The organism is Aeromonas hydrophila subsp. hydrophila ATCC 7966 (genome assembly GCF_000014805.1).
GTDB lineage: Bacteria > Pseudomonadota > Gammaproteobacteria > Enterobacterales > Aeromonadaceae > Aeromonas > Aeromonas hydrophila.
Window position 1 is genome coordinate 2,732,020 of the sequence record NC_008570.1, and the last position, 18,483, is coordinate 2,750,502.

12 protein-coding genes are annotated in these 18,483 nt (G+C 65.6%); 9 read left to right on the forward strand and 3 right to left on the reverse strand.

The window, feature by feature from the left end; genetic code table 11:
* The first annotated feature begins 189 nt into the window (after positions 1–189).
* The 9 genes from nrfA (at position 190) to pbpG (ending at position 9,753) form a co-directional block, all read left to right on the forward strand.
* Positions 190–1,635 (forward strand): ammonia-forming nitrite reductase cytochrome c552 subunit, encoded by a 1,446-nt coding sequence (gene nrfA / locus AHA_RS12445; RefSeq protein WP_011706295.1) that lies wholly within the window; start codon positions 190–192, stop codon positions 1,633–1,635.
* 51 nt (positions 1,636–1,686) lie between these two features.
* Complete coding sequence (gene nrfB / locus AHA_RS12450; protein ID WP_011706296.1) at positions 1,687–2,301, forward strand: cytochrome c nitrite reductase pentaheme subunit; 615 nt, start codon at positions 1,687–1,689, stop codon at positions 2,299–2,301.
* Positions 2,298–2,990: a 4Fe-4S dicluster domain-containing protein gene (locus tag AHA_RS12455; RefSeq protein ID WP_011706297.1), complete on the forward strand. Its 693-nt coding sequence runs from the start codon at positions 2,298–2,300 to the stop codon at positions 2,988–2,990. The genes nrfB and AHA_RS12455 overlap by 4 nt, the downstream gene beginning before the upstream one ends.
* A complete protein-coding gene (gene nrfD / locus AHA_RS12460; protein ID WP_011706298.1) occupies positions 2,987–3,943 on the forward strand; it encodes a cytochrome c nitrite reductase subunit NrfD in 957 nt (318 codons plus the stop codon). The genes AHA_RS12455 and nrfD overlap by 4 nt, the downstream gene beginning before the upstream one ends.
* 149 nt (positions 3,944–4,092) lie before the next feature.
* Complete coding sequence (gene nrfE / locus AHA_RS12465; RefSeq protein WP_011706299.1) at positions 4,093–6,054, forward strand: heme lyase NrfEFG subunit NrfE; 1,962 nt, start codon at positions 4,093–4,095, stop codon at positions 6,052–6,054.
* Entirely contained in the window at positions 6,051–6,650 is a 600-nt protein-coding gene (locus AHA_RS12470) for a DsbE family thiol:disulfide interchange protein (RefSeq protein WP_011706300.1), read from the forward strand. Before nrfE ends, AHA_RS12470 begins: the two co-directional genes overlap by 4 nt.
* Positions 6,647–7,837, forward strand: coding sequence for a heme lyase NrfEFG subunit NrfF (nrfF, locus tag AHA_RS12475; protein ID WP_011706301.1), 1,191 nt, complete (start codon positions 6,647–6,649; stop codon positions 7,835–7,837). The genes AHA_RS12470 and nrfF overlap by 4 nt, the downstream gene beginning before the upstream one ends.
* Positions 7,838–7,974: 137 nt before the next feature.
* Entirely contained in the window at positions 7,975–8,430 is a 456-nt protein-coding gene (locus AHA_RS12480) for an NUDIX hydrolase (protein WP_011706302.1), read from the forward strand.
* A 402-nt stretch (positions 8,431–8,832) separates the two neighbouring features.
* On the forward strand, positions 8,833–9,753 hold the full coding sequence (gene pbpG, locus AHA_RS12485; RefSeq protein ID WP_011706303.1) for a D-alanyl-D-alanine endopeptidase: 921 nt from the start codon (positions 8,833–8,835) through the stop codon (positions 9,751–9,753).
* A gap of 93 nt (positions 9,754–9,846) precedes the next feature.
* Here pbpG and amoH read toward each other — a convergent pair whose 3' ends face one another.
* Genes amoH through amoA form a run of 3 tightly spaced genes read right to left on the reverse strand, consistent with a single transcriptional unit; the run spans position 9,847 to position 18,454 of the window.
* The gene (gene amoH / locus AHA_RS12490) at positions 9,847–11,397 is read right to left on the reverse strand and encodes an amonabactin biosynthesis glycine adenylation protein AmoH (RefSeq protein WP_011706304.1); all 1,551 of its coding nucleotides are present in this window, start codon (positions 11,395–11,397) and stop codon (positions 9,847–9,849) included.
* Complete coding sequence (amoG, locus tag AHA_RS12495) at positions 11,394–17,690, reverse strand: amonabactin biosynthesis non-ribosomal peptide synthetase AmoG (RefSeq protein ID WP_164927662.1); 6,297 nt, start codon at positions 17,688–17,690, stop codon at positions 11,394–11,396. The genes amoH and amoG overlap by 4 nt, the downstream gene beginning before the upstream one ends.
* Before the next feature lie 14 nt (positions 17,691–17,704).
* The gene (gene amoA / locus AHA_RS12500) at positions 17,705–18,454 is read right to left on the reverse strand and encodes an amonabactin biosynthesis protein AmoA (protein WP_011706306.1); all 750 of its coding nucleotides are present in this window, start codon (positions 18,452–18,454) and stop codon (positions 17,705–17,707) included.
* Positions 18,455–18,483: the final 29 nt, after the last annotated feature.

An 18,483-nucleotide genomic window follows, 5' to 3' on the forward strand; every position in this document is an offset into this window, starting at 1 on the left:
TCCCGCTCCCGATAAATCATCATTCGTTTTACCCATTTGGTAATATCCAGCTCGAGCAATCGCATAAATACATGGGTTTTATTCACTAATAACAATTAATCGGCCTGCCTGCTCCTGCCTTGTGCGGGGGCTGATGCCCACATCCAGGATGGAACGGTCAGGCTTGGCAATGAGATCGATTTGGGAGTGATGATCGTGAGTTCACACAACAGACAGACCAGGCTGGGCCTCGCCGCCCTGCTGCTTACCACCTGCCTTGGCACCAGCGGCTGGGCACAGGCGGCCGACGAGGCACAACCCAAGGGCAAGATCGAGGCGCGCAGCGAGCTGTTCGCCAAGGATCACGCCGATCAGTTCACCAGCTGGAAAGGCACCAGCGAGAGCAAGGAGCGCACCGACGCCCTGGCGGAAGATCCGCAGATGGTGGTGCTCTGGGCCGGCTACCCCTTCTCCAAGGATTACAACAAGCCGCGCGGCCACTTCTATGCGCTGACCGACGTGCGGGAAACCCTGCGCACCGGCGCCCCCAAAACCGCCGAAGACGGTCCGCTGCCCATGGCCTGCTGGAGCTGCAAAGGCCCGGACGTGGCCCGCGTCATCGACGAGAAGGGTGAGGATGGCTACTTCAAGGGGATGTGGGCAAAAGGCGGCCCCGAGATCGTCAACACCATCGGCTGCGCCGACTGCCACGACACCGCCTCGAAAGAGTTCAAGGAGGGCAAACCTGCCTTGCACCTCTCCCGTCCCTATGCCGACCGGGCCATGACCGCCATCGGCAAGCCGTTCAAGGAGCAGGGGCGCTTTGATCAGCAGTCCCAGGTGTGCGGTCAGTGCCACGTGGAGTACTACTTCAGCGGCCCGACCAAGGCGGTGAAATTCCCCTGGGACAAGGGCACCACAGTGGAGCAGATGGAGCAGTATTACGATGAAATCGGCTTTGCCGACTGGACTCATGCCCTCTCCAAGACCCCCATGCTCAAAGCCCAGCACCCCGAGTACGAGACCTGGCGCGCCGGCATTCACGGCCAGAACAACGTCGCCTGCGTCGACTGCCACATGCCCAAGGTGCAGAACGAGCAAGGCAAGGTCTACACCGATCACAAGGTAGGCAACCCCTTTGATCGCTTCGACCAGACCTGCCGCAACTGCCACACCCAGAGCAAGGAGATGCTGCAAGGGGTGGTCAAGCAGCGCAAGGATGCCGTCACCGAGATCAAGCTCAAAGTCGAGAAGCAGCTGGTGCACGCCCACTTTGAAGCCAAGGCCGCCTGGGATGCCGGCGCCACCGAAGCCGAGATGAAGGACATTCTGCAGGATATCCGTCACGCCCAATGGCGCTGGGACTTCTCCATCGCCTCCCACGGGGTGCAGATGCACGCCCCGGAAGTGGCGCTGCGCATGCTGGGGACCGCCCTGGACAAGGCCGCCGACGCCCGCACCAAGCTGGCACGCCTGCTGGCCGCCAAGGGGATCAGCCACGAGATCGCCATTCCTGACATCTCCAGCAAGGAGAAGGCCCAGGCCGCTCTTGGCATGGACATGAAGCAGTTCAACAGCGACAAGGCCCAGTTCCTCAAGACCACTGTCCCCGCCTGGGATGCCGAGGCCAAAGCGGCCGGACGGCTCGCACAATGACGAGGCATGCGGGCCCGCAGTGTCGGGCCCGCAGCCGGATGGAGGCTTCCTATGGGTGATTTAACGATGGATTTCTTACGACTGATGCTGATGGCAGCCATGCTGCTGACCAGCCTGCAGGGTCAGGCCGCCGATGCGGCGAACGCCCCTGCGGCCCTCTCTGCCACACCTGTCTCTGCTACACATGAGGTGGAGTTTTTGCGCAATCCCGATGCCGCCTGTACCGACTGCCACAAGGAGCAGGCATACGGCATGCACGGCAAGCACGGCCAGGCGACCAACCCCAACAACCTGGCGCCGGTCACCTGCACCAACTGCCATGGTCAGCCCTCCCCCAAACACCGGGAAGGGGTCAAGGATGTGATGCGCTTTAGCGACAGCTTCAAGGACAAACAGAGCACCGAGAGCTACCCCATCGCCGAGCAGAACGGGGTCTGCATGAGCTGTCACGAGCCCAAACCGCTGCGCGAGGCGCTCTGGGCCCACGACGTGCACGCCACCAAGCTCACCTGCACCAGCTGCCACCAGCTGCACCCGGCCAAGGAGCCCATGGTGGCTATTCCGGAAAAGTCCCGCATCAAGCTCTGCGTCGACTGCCACAGCAAGCAGCATGAGGCCGTCAAGGCGGCCAAGGCGAACACCACCTCGGGCAAGGAGGCACAATGAGCTGCTCTCGCCGTCACTTCATGGCGGGGATGAGCGCGGGGGCCCTCATCATGATGACGGGGGCTGCTCGTGCCAACCCCCGCTCCCTTGCCACCACCCTCGCCCACAGCCAGACCATCGACGGGGTCCGCTACGGCATGATCCACGACGAGACGGCCTGCATCGGCTGTACCGCCTGCATGGATGCCTGCCGGGAGGTCAATCAGGTGCCAGAGGGGGTCTCGCGCCTCGAGATCATCCGCTCCGGCCCCATCGGCACCTTCCCAGATGCCGAGTACCACTTCTTTCGCAAGTCCTGCCAGCACTGCGACAACGCTCCCTGTGTACACGTCTGCCCGACCGGTGCCTCCCATATCCGCAAGGAGGATGGCATCGTCGACGTCAACCCGGATCTCTGCGTCGGCTGCATGTACTGTCTGGCCGCCTGCCCCTATCAGGTGCGCTTTATCAACCCTGTGACCAAGGTGGCGGACAAGTGCGACTTTTGCCGCAAGACCAACCTGGCGGCGGGCAAGGAGCCGGCGTGCGTGGAATCCTGCCCCACCAAGGCGCTGGTGTTCGGCAATCTGGATGACCCGGACAGCCCCATCGCCAAACGGCTGGTGAAGGAGACCACCTATCGCTACAAGCAGGCACTCGGCACCTCGCCCAAGATGTACCGCGTGCCCAAAGGGGAGATAAAGTCATGACCATGCAAGAGGCATTTCACTTCCCTTCCCTCGTCTGGGACTGGCCGATCGCCATCTATCTCTTTCTGCTCGGCATCTCCGCCGGAGCCACCACCCTCTCGGTGCTGCTGCGCCGCAAGGGGGCCGGCAGCGAGAGCGGCATCATCAAGGCGACCGCCATTCTGGCGCCGGTGAGCGTGGTGCTGGGGTTACTGATCCTCATCTTCCACCTGGCCCGCCCCTGGACCTTCTGGAAGCTGATGTTCCACTACCAGTTCGACTCCGTGATGTCGATGGGGGTCATGCTGTTTCAGGTCTACATGGCGGTGCTGTTCGCCTGGCTGGCGGTGGTGTTTCGGACCGAGATCGAGACCTTGCGCCGTCACCTGCTGCAAGAGAAGTTCGCCTTTGTGGATGATCTCATCGCTTGGCTTGCCCGCATCGAGCGGCTGCTGGCGCCGCTCTTGCTGCTGCTCGCCGTGCTGTTGGGGGCCTACACCGGCTTTCTGCTGTCGGCGCTCAAGACCTATCCGCTGTTGAACAACCCGGTGCTGCCGGTGCTGTTCCTCATCTCCGGCGTCAGCTCCGGCATCGCCTCCACCATCTTGCTGGCGGTCACCTTGTTCAAGGAGAACCATCACAGCCAGGGAGTGAGCTTCGTGCACCGCTTCGAGCGGCCGGTGCTGGCGGTGGAGGTGTTGCTGCTGGTCTGCTTCTTTACCGGCCTCTACTTCGGTGGCGGCCAGAAGGAGGCAGCCATGTGGGCCGCCATCGGCAGCGGCTTCTGGGCTCAGGTGTTCTGGCTCGGGGTGGTGGGGATCGGCATGCTGCTGCCCCAGTTGCTGGCCTTGCTTGCTCCCGCGCCGCTGCGGGCCAAAAACGGCTATCTGGTGCTGGTCTGCAGCCTGACCCTGGTGGGGATCCTGCTGCTGCGCTACTTCGTGCTCTATGCCGGCCAGATGACAGTCGTATAACGGTATGATCACCAGCGCCAGCCACCCTCGGGTGACTGGCGCTTATTTGTTGCGATGAGTTGTTGCCAAGAATGTGGATGTTATCCCCCAGCGCCGGTACGGTGCAGACGCTGCGGCATAACATAGACGAATGATTGACTGGAGGTTGTGTGCTGGCGGAGCTCGGCTATCTCTCACTGTTGCTGGCGACCGGGCTCGCCCTGCTGCAAGGGCTGCTGCCTTGGCTGGGGCTGCGGCTCGCCTCCCGCCCGCTGCTGGGCTGCGCAACACCGCTGGCCCTCTTGGTCGCGATCCTGCTGTTGGCCGCCCTGCTGCTGCTCGCCAGCTGTTTTGGCCTCGATGACTTCACCCTGGTCTATGTGGCCCAGCACGCTAACAGCGCCCTGCCGCTTGGCTTCAAGCTGGCGGCCGTGTGGGGCGGCCACGAGGGCTCCATGCTGCTCTTCGTCTTTGCGCTGGGGCTGTGGGGCGCCCTGGTGGCCCTTTGCTCCAGGCGTGTCGATCCGCTGATTACAACCCGGGTATTGGCCATCATGGGGCTGATCGTCGGGCTGTTCGGTCTCTACACCCTGATCTTCTCCAGCCCGTTTGACCGCCAGTTCCCGGGGCCGCTGGAGGGGCGCGATCTCAACCCCATGCTGCAGGATATCGGTCTCATCATCCACCCGCCCCTGCTCTATCTCGGCTATGTCGGCTTTGCGGTCAACTTCGCCTTCGCCATGGCGGCGCTGCACTCGGGCAGGCTCGATGGCGCCGTGGCCCACTGGAGCCGCCCCTGGGCGCTCGGCTCCTGGGTGTTTCTCACCGCCGGCATCATGCTGGGTTCCTGGTGGGCCTATTACGAGCTCGGCTGGGGCGGCTGGTGGTTCTGGGATCCGGTGGAAAACGCCTCTCTCTTACCCTGGCTGCTCGGCACCGCCCTGCTGCACGCCCTGGTGGTGTGCGAAAAGCGCGGCGCCTACGGCCACGCCGTGCTGCTGCTCTCCATCTTTACCTTCTCACTGAGCCTACTCGGCACCTTCGTGGTGCGCTCCGGGGTGCTTACCTCGGTGCACGCCTTTGCAGTCGACCCCAGCCGCGGCCTCACCCTCTTGTTGCTGCTCGGCTTGCTATTGACCTGCGCTCTCACCCTGTTTGCCCTGCGGGCGGACATTCGCGCCCCCTATGCCCGCTTTGGCTTCTGGTCAAAGGAGGGACTGCTCGGCGCCGCCATCTTACTGCTCAGCGTGGCCTGCGCCAGCGTGTTGCTCGGCACCTTCTATCCCATGGTGTTCCAGTCGCTTCATCTGGGTTCACTCTCGGTGGGCGCCCCCTATTTCAATACCATCTTCGTGCCGCTGGCCATCTGCCTGATGGCGATGATGACCCAGCTGCCGCGCCTGCGCTGGCAGCATCTGGCAGCCCAGCACCGCATCAAGGTGCTGCTCCCATGCCTGTTCGGTCTGCTGGGGGGCACCTTGCTAAGCCTCGCCTATCCCGAGCCGCTGCGGGGCGGCTGGTTGGGGCTCGCGGCCAACGTGCTGAGCCTCTGGCTGATGGCCAGCCTGCTGCTCCCGCTCTTGCAACCGACGTCGCTGCGCGAGCTCACCCTCAATCGGCTCGGCAGCTTGCTGGCCCACCTCGGGGTGGCGGTGTGCGCCCTCGGCATTGCACAGGTGAGTCACCACAGTCAGGAGGGGGGCGCCGTGCTCGCCGCCGACAAGCCCTATCGGCTCGGCGCCTTCGAGTTTCGCTATGAGGGGAGCGAGCCCATCATCGGCCCCAACTACACCGCCGAACGCATCACTCTCAGCGTGCATCAGAACGGTAAAGAGGTGGCGCGGCTGACGCCGGAGCGGCGTCACTACAGCGTGCGCACCATGAACATGAACGAGCCCGGCATCGCGTGGGGGCTGTTTGGCGATCTCTACGTGGTGCTCGGCGATAAGATGGGGCCCGGCGCCTATGCCATGCGGCTGCACTACAAGCCGCTGGTGCGCTGGATCTGGCTCGGCGGCCTGTTGATGATGGCGGGCGGCGCCCTGCGCCTGCTAGCCCGCCGGCCGCTGCTGGCTAGCCATCCTGCGTCAGCGACCGCCTCCTGCCCTCGGCTCGAACAGGAGTCCTTATGAACGCCCGTCTGCGCCTGTTTGTGCCGCTCGTGCTCACTCTGGGGCTCGGAGCCCTGCTCTGGCTCGGCCTTGGCAACAACCCCTACAGCCAGGATGAGGCCGTCGCAGGGCGCACCCTGCCTGCCTGGCAGAGTGATGATCTGCTTGGTGGCGCCCCCATCCACACCGCGGCGCTCAAGGGGGAGCCCTTCGTGCTCAACGTCTGGGCCAGCTGGTGCCCCAACTGCCGCGCCGAGCATCCGCTGCTGGGTGAGCTGGCCAGCGCCGTGCCCCTCTACGGCCTCAACTACCGGGACAAGGGGGATGCCGCTCGCGCCTGGCTCACCGAGGCGGGCAACCCCTATCGCGCCGTGCTGGCCGACCCCGACGGTCGACTCGCACTGGAGCTCGGCGTCTACGGCACGCCAGAAACCTATCTCTTCGCCGGCGACGGTACCCTGCTGACCCGTCATACCGGCCTGCTCACCCGGGAGATCTGGCAACGCCAGTTTGCCCCCCTGCTTGCAAAGGCCCGCAGCAACATCGCTAGCCAGCCCGAAGTGGAAAGAGAAGTGGAGAGAGAAGTAAAGAGACAAGTGCAGGAGAGCAAGCCATGAGCCGTCTCGGCCACGCCCATATAGCGCCGCTCTTGCTGGCCTTGAGCCTCGGGGCCCTTGCCAGCGGGGTCGACACCTATGAGTTTCGTCACCCCGAGCGGCAGACCCGCGCTCAGGAATTGGCCCGCGCCCTGCGCTGCCCCCAGTGCCAGAACCAGAACCTGGTGGAATCCAACTCCCCCATCGCCCGGGATCTGCGGCTCGAGGTCTACCGCTGGGTGGACGAGGGGCAGTCTGATGAGCAGGTGATCGCCCGCATGACGGAGCGCTTCGGCGATTTCGTGCGCTACGATCCCCCCTTCAAGCTCAGCACGGCGCTGCTGTGGGGCGGTCCCGCCCTCTTGCTGCTGCTGGCACTCAATCGTCTGCGCAGGAGCCTGCATCGCCGGCAACCGGCGCGGGTGCCGCTTATCGGCGACAGAGCCGAGGGGGCGCTCACCCACGACCCCAGGGCCGAGCTGAACCGGCTGATTATGGCCAAGCAGCAGGCGGGGCTTGCCTCCACTAGCCGCCTCTATCGGGAACTGGAGCTGGCCCGCCTCGCCAACGCCACCCCAACCGCCGAACAGGTCCTGCGCGAGCGGCTGGCCAAGGACCGCGCCGCCCGTCCGCTGCCCTGGCTGCGCTCATGGATACTGCTTGGGGCCCTGCTGCTGGCGCTGATGGCCGGTATTTATGCCGGCACCGGCCGCTATCAGGCGTGGCAGGCTTATCAGTCGCGTCCCGATCCGCTGGCGGGATTGAGCCCGCGGGATCTGCAGGACAAGGAGCTGGGCGCTCTGCACCAGCGCCTGCAAACCAACCCTGCCGATCTCGACGGCTGGGCGGCGCTCGGTCAGCTCTATCTCTATCGGGACGAGTACGCCAACGCCCTGCTCGCCTACCAGCGCCTCGCCCTGCAAGAAGGGGGCGCCAGCGCGGCGACCCAGGCCGCCCAAGCCACCGTGCTCTACTATCAGGCGGGCCAGCAGCTCACCCCGGAGGCGCTGCGCCTGCTCGATAGCGCGCTCAAGCAGGACAAGGGTGAGGTGAGCGCTCTGATGCTGCTTGCCTCCGATCACTTCCTGCACGGCCGCTACTCCCAGGCCATCGCCCTCTGGCAGCAGTTGCTGGACGAGGAGCGCCCCCGCATCAATCGGGCCGCGCTGATCGAGGCGATCCAGACTGCCCGCATGATGGGAGGCTGACCGCACGCGTGATTGGGGCTGAATGCCCCTGTCACGTTTGGCCCGCACAAACGCCGCCGGCAGGGAAATCACTTGCCAACCTCCCGTCGGCGGCCGAACAATAGGCGTCCATTGAACCTGTTTCTGGAGCCTATCCCATGATCCCCATTCGCTGTCACGCCGTCTCCGGCGTCGCGCTCTCCACCGTCCAGGGCGAGACCCGGTTGCTGATGATGAAACGGGTCAAGGGCGGCTTCTGGTGTCATGTGGCGGGCACGGTCGAGGCAGGGGAAACCGGTTGGCAAACCATAGTGCGCGAATTTCGCGAGGAGACCGGCATCGTCGTGCACGAACTCTACAACGGCCAGTATCTGGAGCAGTTTTACGAGCACGCCACCAACACCGTCTGTCTGGTGCCGGTGTTCGTGGTCTACTGCCCGCCAACGCAGGCGGTGACCCTCAACCACGAGCACACCGAGTACCGCTGGAGCACCCTGGCCGAGGCCAAGGCACTGGCGGGCTTCCCCGGCCAGCAGGCACTCTATGATCACCTCTGGCACTACTTTGTCGAAAACAGCCCCTCGGCGCTGATGCGGGTGGCCATGACACCATAGCGGGCGCATGCCAAGAGCCCTGCCGTTATCCCCTTGATCCTGTGATGATCCACATCCGGCCATGGCGACCATCAGCGCATGTTGCCGCCCCTGATCAGGCCGTTTTCAGCAGAGATGATCACCCAGAATGAGCGAGAGGAAGGAAACAAGCAGCAGAGAGAGGTAAAAAAGTCACTATCTGGCGGCCAGGGGGCGCCGCCAGCCGCGCGCCTCGACCAGATTCCCCACTCCTGCCCACCCCATCATTACTCGTATGAAGCCACCCATAGCCGCCATTACCGTTATTTCAAGGTGCGCCATCCCATAAAATTGAAATATCGGGCCATTAGACGTTGTGAAGCGTCAATTACCGTCATATAACTTAGCCAAATATCCCTGTCAGCCGTACGGTAGCGTCAAATCATGATTACTCGCCCTTTTCTTACCCTGTTGCTCGGTGCCTTCCTTGTTCCCGTCAGCATGGAGAGCGCCCAGGCCAATCCGTTTTCAGCCCAGTCCCACTCCCCCAACAGCTTTCTGGAGCAGCGCAACGATCTGGCGCTGAGCTCAGCCGCCTTCGTGGTGGCCAACCCGCGTACCGGTGAAGTGCTGTCGGAGCGCAACGCCAACCGGGTCATGCCGATAGCCTCCATCACCAAGCTGATGACGGCACTGGTGGTGCTCGATGCCAATCAGCGGCTCTCCGAGATGCTGACCGTCACCATGGCCGACGTGGACAGACTCAAGGGCACCGGGTCGCGGCTGGCGGTGGGCTCACGTCTGAGCCGGGCCGACATGCTGCATATCGCCCTGATGTCGTCGGAAAACCGCGCCGCCTCGGCGCTGGCCAGAAACTACCCCGGTGGCCAGCGCGCCTTCATCGAGGCGATGAACGCCAAGGCCCGCATGCTCGGCATGTGGAGCACCCAGTTCTCCGACAGTACCGGGCTCACCCCTCGCAACGTCTCCAGCGCCCACGATCTCGCCAAGCTGGTGGCGGCGGCATCCACCTATCCGCTCATTCGCCAGTACTCCTCCACCGAGGAGCGCATGGTGCGCAACGGCAAGCGTCAGCTGCACTACCTCAACTCCAACCGGCTGGTGCGCGAAGGGAGCTGGCCCATCTCCCTTTCCAAGACCGGCTACATCCGCGAGGCGGGTCGCTGCCTGGTGATGGCCACCCAGATCAACCGCGAGCCGGTGATCATGGTGCTGCTCAATGCCGATACCCCCAATGCCCGGGTGGCCGATGCCAAGCGGATCAAATCCTGGCTGGAGACTTCCGGTCGCATGAGCCTGACCGCCCAGTCCACTCCCCAGACCAAGCTGTTCAGCAGCCAGTAACGCTCCCGGCAATCCTCGTCAAAAAAGCCCCCGCATCCAGGTGCGGGGGCTTTTGTTATTTTGTTTCGGGTTTATGGCCTTCCGACATATCTCTTACTCGTTTAACGGCAGCGCCTTTCTGTCCAGCTTGCCGCTGCCGGTCTTGGGCAGGGCATCCAGCAGCATGAGCCGTGCCGGCACCATGTAGTGCGGCAGCGTCGCCTGCAGCCCCTTGCGCAGGGCGAGGCGATTGAGGGTCACCCCGCTTTTCGCCTCCACGTAGCCCACCAGCATGGCGTCATCCCCCTCGCCCACCAGACGCACCGCCGCCTCCTGCACCCCGGCCTGGCGGCGCAGCCCCGCCTCCACCTCGCCGAGCTCGATGCGAAAACCGCGCAGCTTGACCTGATCGTCGCGCCGCCCCAGATAGAGGAAGCTGTCGGCCCCCAGCCGCCGCACCCGATCGCCGGTGCGATAGAGGCGATGGGTGGCAAGGCGCAGGAAGGCGGCGCTGGTCAAGGCAGGCTTGCGCCAGTACCCCTCGCACAGGGCTGGGCTCTCGATGCAGAGCTCGCCGCACTCCCCCTCTGCCACCAGCTGCCCCGCCTCATCCAGCACCCAGTGCCGATAGCCGGGCAGGCTGTGGCTGATGGTGATCTGGCCATCAGTCGGTGGCCAGCGCACCTCGCTCACCAGCGACCAGACGGTGGCCTCGGTGGGCCCGTAGCAGTTCCACAGCCGCCGGGTGCGGGCACAGAGCTGCTCGGCCAATCCCGTGTCCAGTGCCTCGCCACCGCACAGGGCGGTGAGGGTATTGCGCCCCTGCCAGCCGGCCTTGAGCAGCATGCGCCAGCAGGCCGGGGTGGCCTGCAGCCAGTTGATGGAGGGGTCAGCCTCGAGCAGCGCCAGCATCCCCAGCGGATCCTTGTTATGCTCGCCGCCGGCCACCGTCAGCCGGCCACCGCCCCAGAGCGGCCCCAGCATCTCCAGCAGGGAGATGTCGAAGGCCGGGGTGGTGATGAAGAGCCAGTGGCAGCCAGGTGAGAGCCCGAGCCGCTCGCGGATCCCGTCGAGGAAGCAGAGCAGGGCCCGCCGGCTGATGACCACCCCCTTGGGCTCGCCGGTGGAGCCCGAGGTAAACATCATGTAGGCAGCCAGGGCGTCATCCACCTGGGGCCAGGAGACGGCCCCTGCCCCTGCCGCTGCCGGCCCATCGAGGGTACGCAGCGGACAGCCGAAGGCGGGAGCCGGCCTGTCGCCATCGCAGATCACCGCCGACAGGCGCGCCTGACGGGCGATCCCCTGCAGCCGCTCCACCGGAAAGTCCGGCTCAAGGGGCACGAAGGTGAGGCCGAGGCGCAGGCAGGCAAGCAGGCTGGCCACCAGATCGGGGCTGCGGGAGAGATAGAGGCCGACCCGCTCCCCCACCGCCAGCCCCTGCAGGCGGGCGGCAATCTGGGCCACCCGATCATTGAGCGCGCCATAGCTAAGCCACTGCTCATCTGATCCGCCCTCACTGAGGCCCTCCCCGCCCATACGGATGGCGGGGGCCAGCGGGGTGGCGGCCAGACATGCCGCCAGCCGCGCCCCCAGGTTGGCCGCCCCCTCACGGGGGGCAGGCCGGGTTTGCACGAGCGGAGCCTCATGCTTGATGGTCGCCGTCATAGCTCGGCCTCCGTTTGGCGCACCAGCCAGTGCCGATAGAGCCGGCTGGGGGATGGGTGTGCCTTGAGCGTCTGCAGGGTAAGCGGCGCCCGCTCCTGGCCAAATGCCTCGTTGAGGGCCGCCAGCAAGGCGAGCTGCTGTACCGAATCCACCCCGAGTTCACACAGGGTCTGCTGCCAGATGCCGGGCACGCCACACTGGCGCTCCCACAGGGCCACCAGCACGCGGGCCTCGGCCGGCGGCTGAGCCAGACCGGGGGCAGCCACTTGTGTGACAGTCGATGGTGTGGCGGCCACCTGCGGCATCACCGGGGGCGGAGCCACCACCACGCTGGCCGGCTGGCCCAGATCCGCCTGCGCCAGCCAGGCGAGCTCAGCCAGCCAGTCAGCCAGCACCGCCTCGGCCCGGGCCTCGGGGATCTGCTCGCCGTCGAATTCGAGCCGCAACTGGAGCGTCTCGCCCCGGCTGCTGACCACCAAGGAGAGCGGCAGCTCCACCTTCTCCACCACGGCGCCAAAGCGCGGCACCAGCTGGTGGGGTTCGGGGGCGGCAGGGGCTGCCGGCATGGGGTAGTTCTCGAACACGAACAGGCTCTGGAACAGACGCGCCCGTCCTTTGGTCAGTGCCGCCAGCGACTGGGTGCCGTGCTCGTTGAGCGCCATCAGATCGGCTTGCAACCGGGCGATATGCTCGGCCAGGGTCAGCTCGGTGCGCCACGCCAGCGCCAGCGGCAGGCTGTTGATGTAGAGCCCGACGCTCGCGGTGATCCCCTCGATGGGGTAATCCCTACCCGGGGTCACGTTGCCCACCAGGGTGACGGCATCGCCAGAGCGGCATGCCAGCAGACGGTGCCAGGCATATTGAACCAACAGGCCCGCGGTCACGCCAAGCTCGCGGGCACGGCGCGCGAGCAAGGTCGCCACCTCGGCCGGCAACGCCGTGGCGCACACCGCCGGTCGCTGCTGGGTATGGCGCCCGCTTGAGCCTGCGTCCAGCGTCACCCCGAACAGGCAGGCGAGATCGTTAGGCGTTGCCAAGAGCTCGCCCCGCCCCTGCCAGTAGGCGTCGGCGCTGCGGGCTTGGCTCGCGATATGGCGGCCAAATTCGAGCCAGGCGGTATCCGGCTCGCGCTGCGGCAACAGGCCGTTCATCAGCGCCTGATAACCGCGATGCAGGGAACCCAGCAACACGGGGCCACTCCAGCCATCCAGCACGCCGTGATGGGCGCTGAAGATCACCTTGTGGTGATCGGGGGCCAATTTGAAGCAGGCAAGGCGCAGCAGGGGCGCCTGCTCCAGCGGGATCGGGCGGGCCAGATCCTGCTCGCGATAGGCCTGGATCCGTGCCTCTGCATGTTCCACTTCAGACAAGTCCTCATAGTGGAATGGCAACTCGGCGCGCTTGAGGATGCGCTGGAGCGCCACCCCATCCGCCAGCACCAGTTCGCTGCGAAGGGCCGGCCAAAGGGCGATCTGCCCCTGCCAGGCCTGACGGTAGATTGCCACGTCCAGCGGCTGGCGATAGTCAAGCTCGGTCTGCAGGTGATAGGCGTGATCCCGGGGCAGCAACGCCCTGTGATGGAACATGCTCTGCTGAAGCGAGGTCATGGGCAGCAAGGTCTCCACCTCGCGCCCGCTCAGCACCCGGTCGAGCGCGGTTTGCGAGAGGCCAAGCACCGGGAAGTCACTCGGGGTGTGGCGTGGGGCCTTCAGGTTGCAGCAGTGCTCCACCAGCGCCGTCAGGTTATCCGCCAGCCGCGCCATCAGGGCATCGCTCGCCTGCTGGTTGAGGGCGCCCACCTGGCGCAGGGTGAGGCGGCCATCAAACACGCCCCCGTGCAGGCTGACCAGCTCGCGCGGCAGGTTGTCAGGGGACGTGGGGGCCCCCGGCACCAGCGGCAGGGGTTGCCAGGGCTGAGCAGCCTCGCCCTGATGACTGACCCCCAGGTAGTTGAAGACGATAAGGGCTTCGGGCAGTGCCCAGCCACGTGGGTGGTGCAGCCGCAGGGCGTTGAAGCCCACCCCCTTGTCCGGTACGGCGCGCAGCTGCTCCTTGGTGGCGCACACCAGCGCATCCCACTCCTTGGCATCCGCCAGCGCCAACGGGTAGGTGCTGGTGAACCAGCCCAGGGTACGGCTCACGTCCAGTTCCGCATCGATGGCCTCGCGGCCGTGCCCTTCCAGCATCACGCAGTGACGGCTGCCGTAACCCTGCTCGTTCAGGGTACGGGTCAGTGCCGCCAGCAACAGGTCGGGCACCCGGGTGAAGTAAGCCTGGTTGGCGGTGTCGATGAGCCGGGCCGTGGTCTCCTGACTCAGTTGCAGCAGGCTGGCGGCGGCGCGGCCATCGGCGGCGCGCGCCGCTTCCAGCAGGTGACCCTGGCTGCCTTCCCCCTGAGCCAGCCAGAAGCCAAGCTGATCCTCTTCCCGTTTGGCGTAGGCCGCCAGCCCCTCGCCCCACTGGCGATAGCTGCTGCCCTTGGCGGGCAGCGGCTCACCCCTGCTCACCCGTGCCAGATCCTCGGCCAGAATGCGCCAGGAGACCGCATCGATGACCAGGTGATGGAAGGCGAGGAAGAGCCCCTCCACCGTCTCGCGCTCGCCCTCCCGCTCACCTTCCAGAGAGAGATTACGCAGGCGGGCCCAGGCCAGGGTATGGCCGCTGGCAGGGTCGAAATCTCCCTGCAGCTCGGTCAGGCGGGCCTGTAGCTCTATCTCATCGAGATTGGCGGCATCCAGAGTCGGCAGCGGCGGCAATGGCAGTTCGGCCAGGTAGCGCTGGCCGGTCGGGGTCACCGCCAGACGCAGGGCATCGTGGTGCTGGCGCAACGCATCCAGCCAGCCGCGCAGGGCCTCATCATCCACCCCGGCCGGCAGGCGCAGGATCACCCCCTGGTTCCAGTGACCGGACTTGGCAAAGCCCTGCTCGAAGAACCAGTGCTGAATGGGGTGGAGCGGGAACTCGCCGGTCAGGCTGCCCTGCTCGCTCCTGTGGCTGACCGCCTGCTGCTGGCCGAGCTGGCGGCAGAGGCGGCGCACCGTCTTGGCTTCGAACACGTCCTTCACGCTGCAGTGCAGTCCCGCATCCCGCAGCCGGGTGGTGAGCTGGATGCTGAGGATGGAGTCACCGCCCAGACGGAAGAAGTCATCCTCCACCCCGAGCGGTTGCTTGAGCACCCCTTGCCAGATGGCGAGCACGGTCTGCTCCAGTTCGTTTTGCGGCTCGCCCTTGCTCTGCTGCCAGACGATGGCGGGCAGGCGGCGCAAGTCCAGCTTGCCGTTGGGGGTGAGCGGCATCTCGGGCAGCCAGCAGAGGCGCGCCGGCACCATGTATTCGGGCAGGCACTCGCCGGCCCGCTGCAGCAGGGCATCCCCGTCGGGCTCCCTTGCCCCGGCCTGCAAACAGGCATAAGCGAGCAGGCGCCCCTCCTGCACCACCACCTTGATCTGGCGAATGACCGGGCACAATTCGGCGAGCCGGGTCTCTATCTCACCCGGCTCGATGCGATAACCGCGCAGCTTGATCTGCTCGTCTATCCGACCCAGATACTGGATGTTGCCATCGCGACGCAGCAGGGCCCGATCGCCGGTGCGATAGAGGCGATATGTGCGTTCCTCATTCGTTGCATCTAAGGCCAGCTCGATAAAGGCCTCCTGGGTGCGCTCCGGCAGATTGAGGTAGCCGCGGGCCAGCCCCAGCCCCGCCAGGCAGAGCTCGCCGGGGACCCCCACCGGGCAGAGGTTGCCCGCCTCATCCAGGATCAGCGCCTTCAGGTGGTTGACGGGTCGACCGATTGTGATGGGCGCCCCCGGGGTGAGCCGCGCGCAGAGCGCAGTGACGGTGCACTCGGTCGGGCCGTACATGTTGAACAGCGCCACCCGCTCTCCCCAACGCTCCACCAGGCTGCTCGGGCACGCCTCACCGCCAAAGCCGATGGCCTTGAGGGAACCGAGATCCGCCGCTGGCAGCAGGTTGGCGAGCAAGGCGGTCGGCAAAATCATATGGCTGGCACCACAAGCGATCGCGGCACCGATCACCCCCTCGCCCGGCTCGCCGAAGTGCAGGGCCGCGCCGCAGTACAGGGGCAGCAAGCTGGTCATGTTGCCGGCATCAAACGAGAGGGACATGCAGTTAAACATGGCGCCATTCTGATCAAGGGCGATCCGCTCACCGTGATCCGCCATCAGGTTGACCAGGCTGCCCTGCTCTACCATGACTCCCTTGGGCAGGCCGGTGCTGCCGGAGGTGTAGATGATCTGGGCCAGCATGGCGGCGTCCCGGGGCAGTGCGGGCGTGCTGGTTGACATCTTGTCCAGCGCCAGCTGGTGCAGGTTGTGGTATTCGGCAGTCGTGCCCGCCAGCGCCTCGCCAAGCCGCGGGTCCGGCACGCCACCCAGCACCAGGCTGATGGCTGCATCGCCCAGGATATGGGCCAGCCGCTCGGCGGGATAGGCAGGGTCGAGGGGTACATAGGCCGCCCCCGCTTTCCAGCAGGCGAGCAGGGCGATGACGAAGGCAACATCGCGTCTGGCCTGGATGCCGATGGCGGCGCCCGGGGTGACGCCCTGAGCCTGCAGCCAGTAGGCCAGCCGGTTGGCACGCACCTCCAGCTCGCCATAGGTCAACAATTGCGCACCGTCGCTGACCGCCAACGCGTCCGGGCACTTCCCAGCGCGCCGCTCGATATGACAGAGCAGGGTGTCACGGCTCAGGTAGTCCCGCGGCAGGTCGGCAAGCTGTGCGGCCAGCGCCGCCTGGTCGGTGCCCGCCTCCAGCGGCAGTTGCCAGATATCGGTCTCGGGGGCCGCCACCACGGCGCGCATCAGGTGCAGCAGGCGATCGGCGTAGGCCTGGATGGTCTCTCGCTCGAACAGGGCGGTAGCAAACAGCCAGTCCACCCTGACAGAGTCCATCAGCTCGGTCACCTTGACCGAGATGTCGGTCTTGGCCGGCAGCACCGGCGAGGTCTCCTCCACCAGCTGGCAGCCGGGGATGAGATCGTTGAAGTCCACCTTGGCCTGATAGACCAGCATGATCTGGAAGATGGGGTTGATGGCAGTAGTGCGATCGGCGCCGATGGCCTCGGCCAGCGCCTCGAAGCGGTAGAGCTGGTGATCGAAGGCCGCCAGATCCTCCTCCCGGCACTGCTGCAGATAGTCGACAAAGCTGGGCTTGCCGCTGAGTTGAGTGCGCAGCACCAGGGTGTTGACAAAAAAGCCCACCAGCGACTCGATCTCGTGGCGCTCGCGATAGGCGAGCGGGGTGCCGATCACCACCTCCTTCTCGCCGCTCTGGCGCACCATCAGCAATGCAAACAGGGCGTGCAGACCGATGAAGTTGGAGGTGCTGTGGCGTTGGCACAGGCGCTTGAAACTCTCCCACAGATCGTTGTCGATGGTGGAGAAGACCAGCTCGCCGCCGCTGTCCTGATGGGCCGGGCGCGGCTTGTCGAGCGGCAGACCGTGCACTTCGGGGCTGCCACCGAGCCGGTCGACCCAGAACGGTTTGAACTCGGCGTGATAATCGAGAAAACGGTCCGAGTTGAACCAGCGGGCATAGTCGATGTAGGTGAGCGGCAGCTCGCTCACCTGCAGGGGTTCGCGATTCTGGTGGGCAAGAAAGGCGCGCTTGAGATCCGCGAACATGTTCTTGACCGACCAGCCGTCGGAGATGATGTGGTGCTGGGTGATCAGCAGCACGTGCTCGCGGCTGCCCAGCCGAATAAGGTGTACCCGGCTCAGATCCCCCTGGGTCAGGGAGAAGGGGCGGCCTATCTCCTCGCGCACCCGGCGGGCCACATAGGCCTCGCGCTCGGCTGCGGGCTCTGCGCTCACGTCCTCAATCTGCAGCTTGAAGGGGGCGTGGGGCAGGATCTCCTGCGCCCCCCTGCCCGCCTCGTCCTTGATGAAGCGGGTACGCATGCTGGGGTGGCGGGCAAACAGGTGGTCGAAGGCAAACTCCAGCGCCGCCGTGTCCAGCTCGCCGCTCACCCTGAAGTAGACCGGCATATTGTAGAGGTGGGAGGCCTCCTCGTACTGCTCGATAAACCAGAGCCCGCTCTGGGACGACGAAAGCGGCCCCTGCCGGGCGCCCTCGGCGACGATAGGCGCCTCGAAGGCGGCGCGGGCCGCCAGGCAGCGCACCAGTTCATCCTTGTGGGCCTTGATGGTGGCGCCGATGGCAGGCGTCACCGCCTCCTTGCTCGACTGGGAGATAAGCTGGCCCTTGTCGTTCAGCGCCAGCTTCACCCCCTGCCGTTCCAGCTGTTTCAACAGCAAAATCATATTGTTCATCTGTTTCTCAAGCCTCAGGCACTCAGGGTGGCGCCGCCGTCGACGACCAGATCCTGCAGCGTGATGTGGCTGGCCAGATCCGAGGCCAGGAAGAGGACGGTATGGGCGATCTCCGCCGGGGTCGCTACCTTGCGCAGGGGGATGCCGAGCTTGAACTGCTCCGGCAACCCGGCAATGGTGCGGGCCATGGCCTCCTCGCTTGGCAGCATGCCGCGCAGCATGGGGGTATCCGTCGAGCCCGGCGACACCAGGTTGGCGCGCACGCCGAAAGGGGCCAGCTCCAGCCCCACCGTCTGGGTCAGGCTGGTGACCGCCGCCTTGGAGGCGCAATAGGCCGCCATCTGCATGCGCGGCACATGGGCGGCGTTGGAGCCGATGGTGACGATGGCACCGCGCCGCTGCTCCTTGAAGTGGGGCACCAGGGCCCGCAGCAGATAGAAGACCCCGCTGGCGTTGACCGTCATGCAGTCGTGCCAGTCATCATCGCTTAAGGTTTCGGTGGGGCCGAGGCGCAAGACCCCGGCCCCGTTCACCAGCACATCCAGCCCGCCGTCTGCCAGCAGCGCTGCGCAGCAGGCGTTGACCGCCTTCGAGTCGCCGATATCGAGCAGCCGGGTGGCATAGGGGTAGTCGGCTTCAAGAAACGCCAGGTCCAGCCCCACCACGGCGGCGCCGGCCGCCACGAACTGCGTCGCCACCTCGCAGCCGATGCCGCGCCCTGCTCCGGTCACCCAGACCCGCTTGCCAGTGAAATCAAACGCCATTTTTTGCTGATCCTTCGTCATCTTGCTCA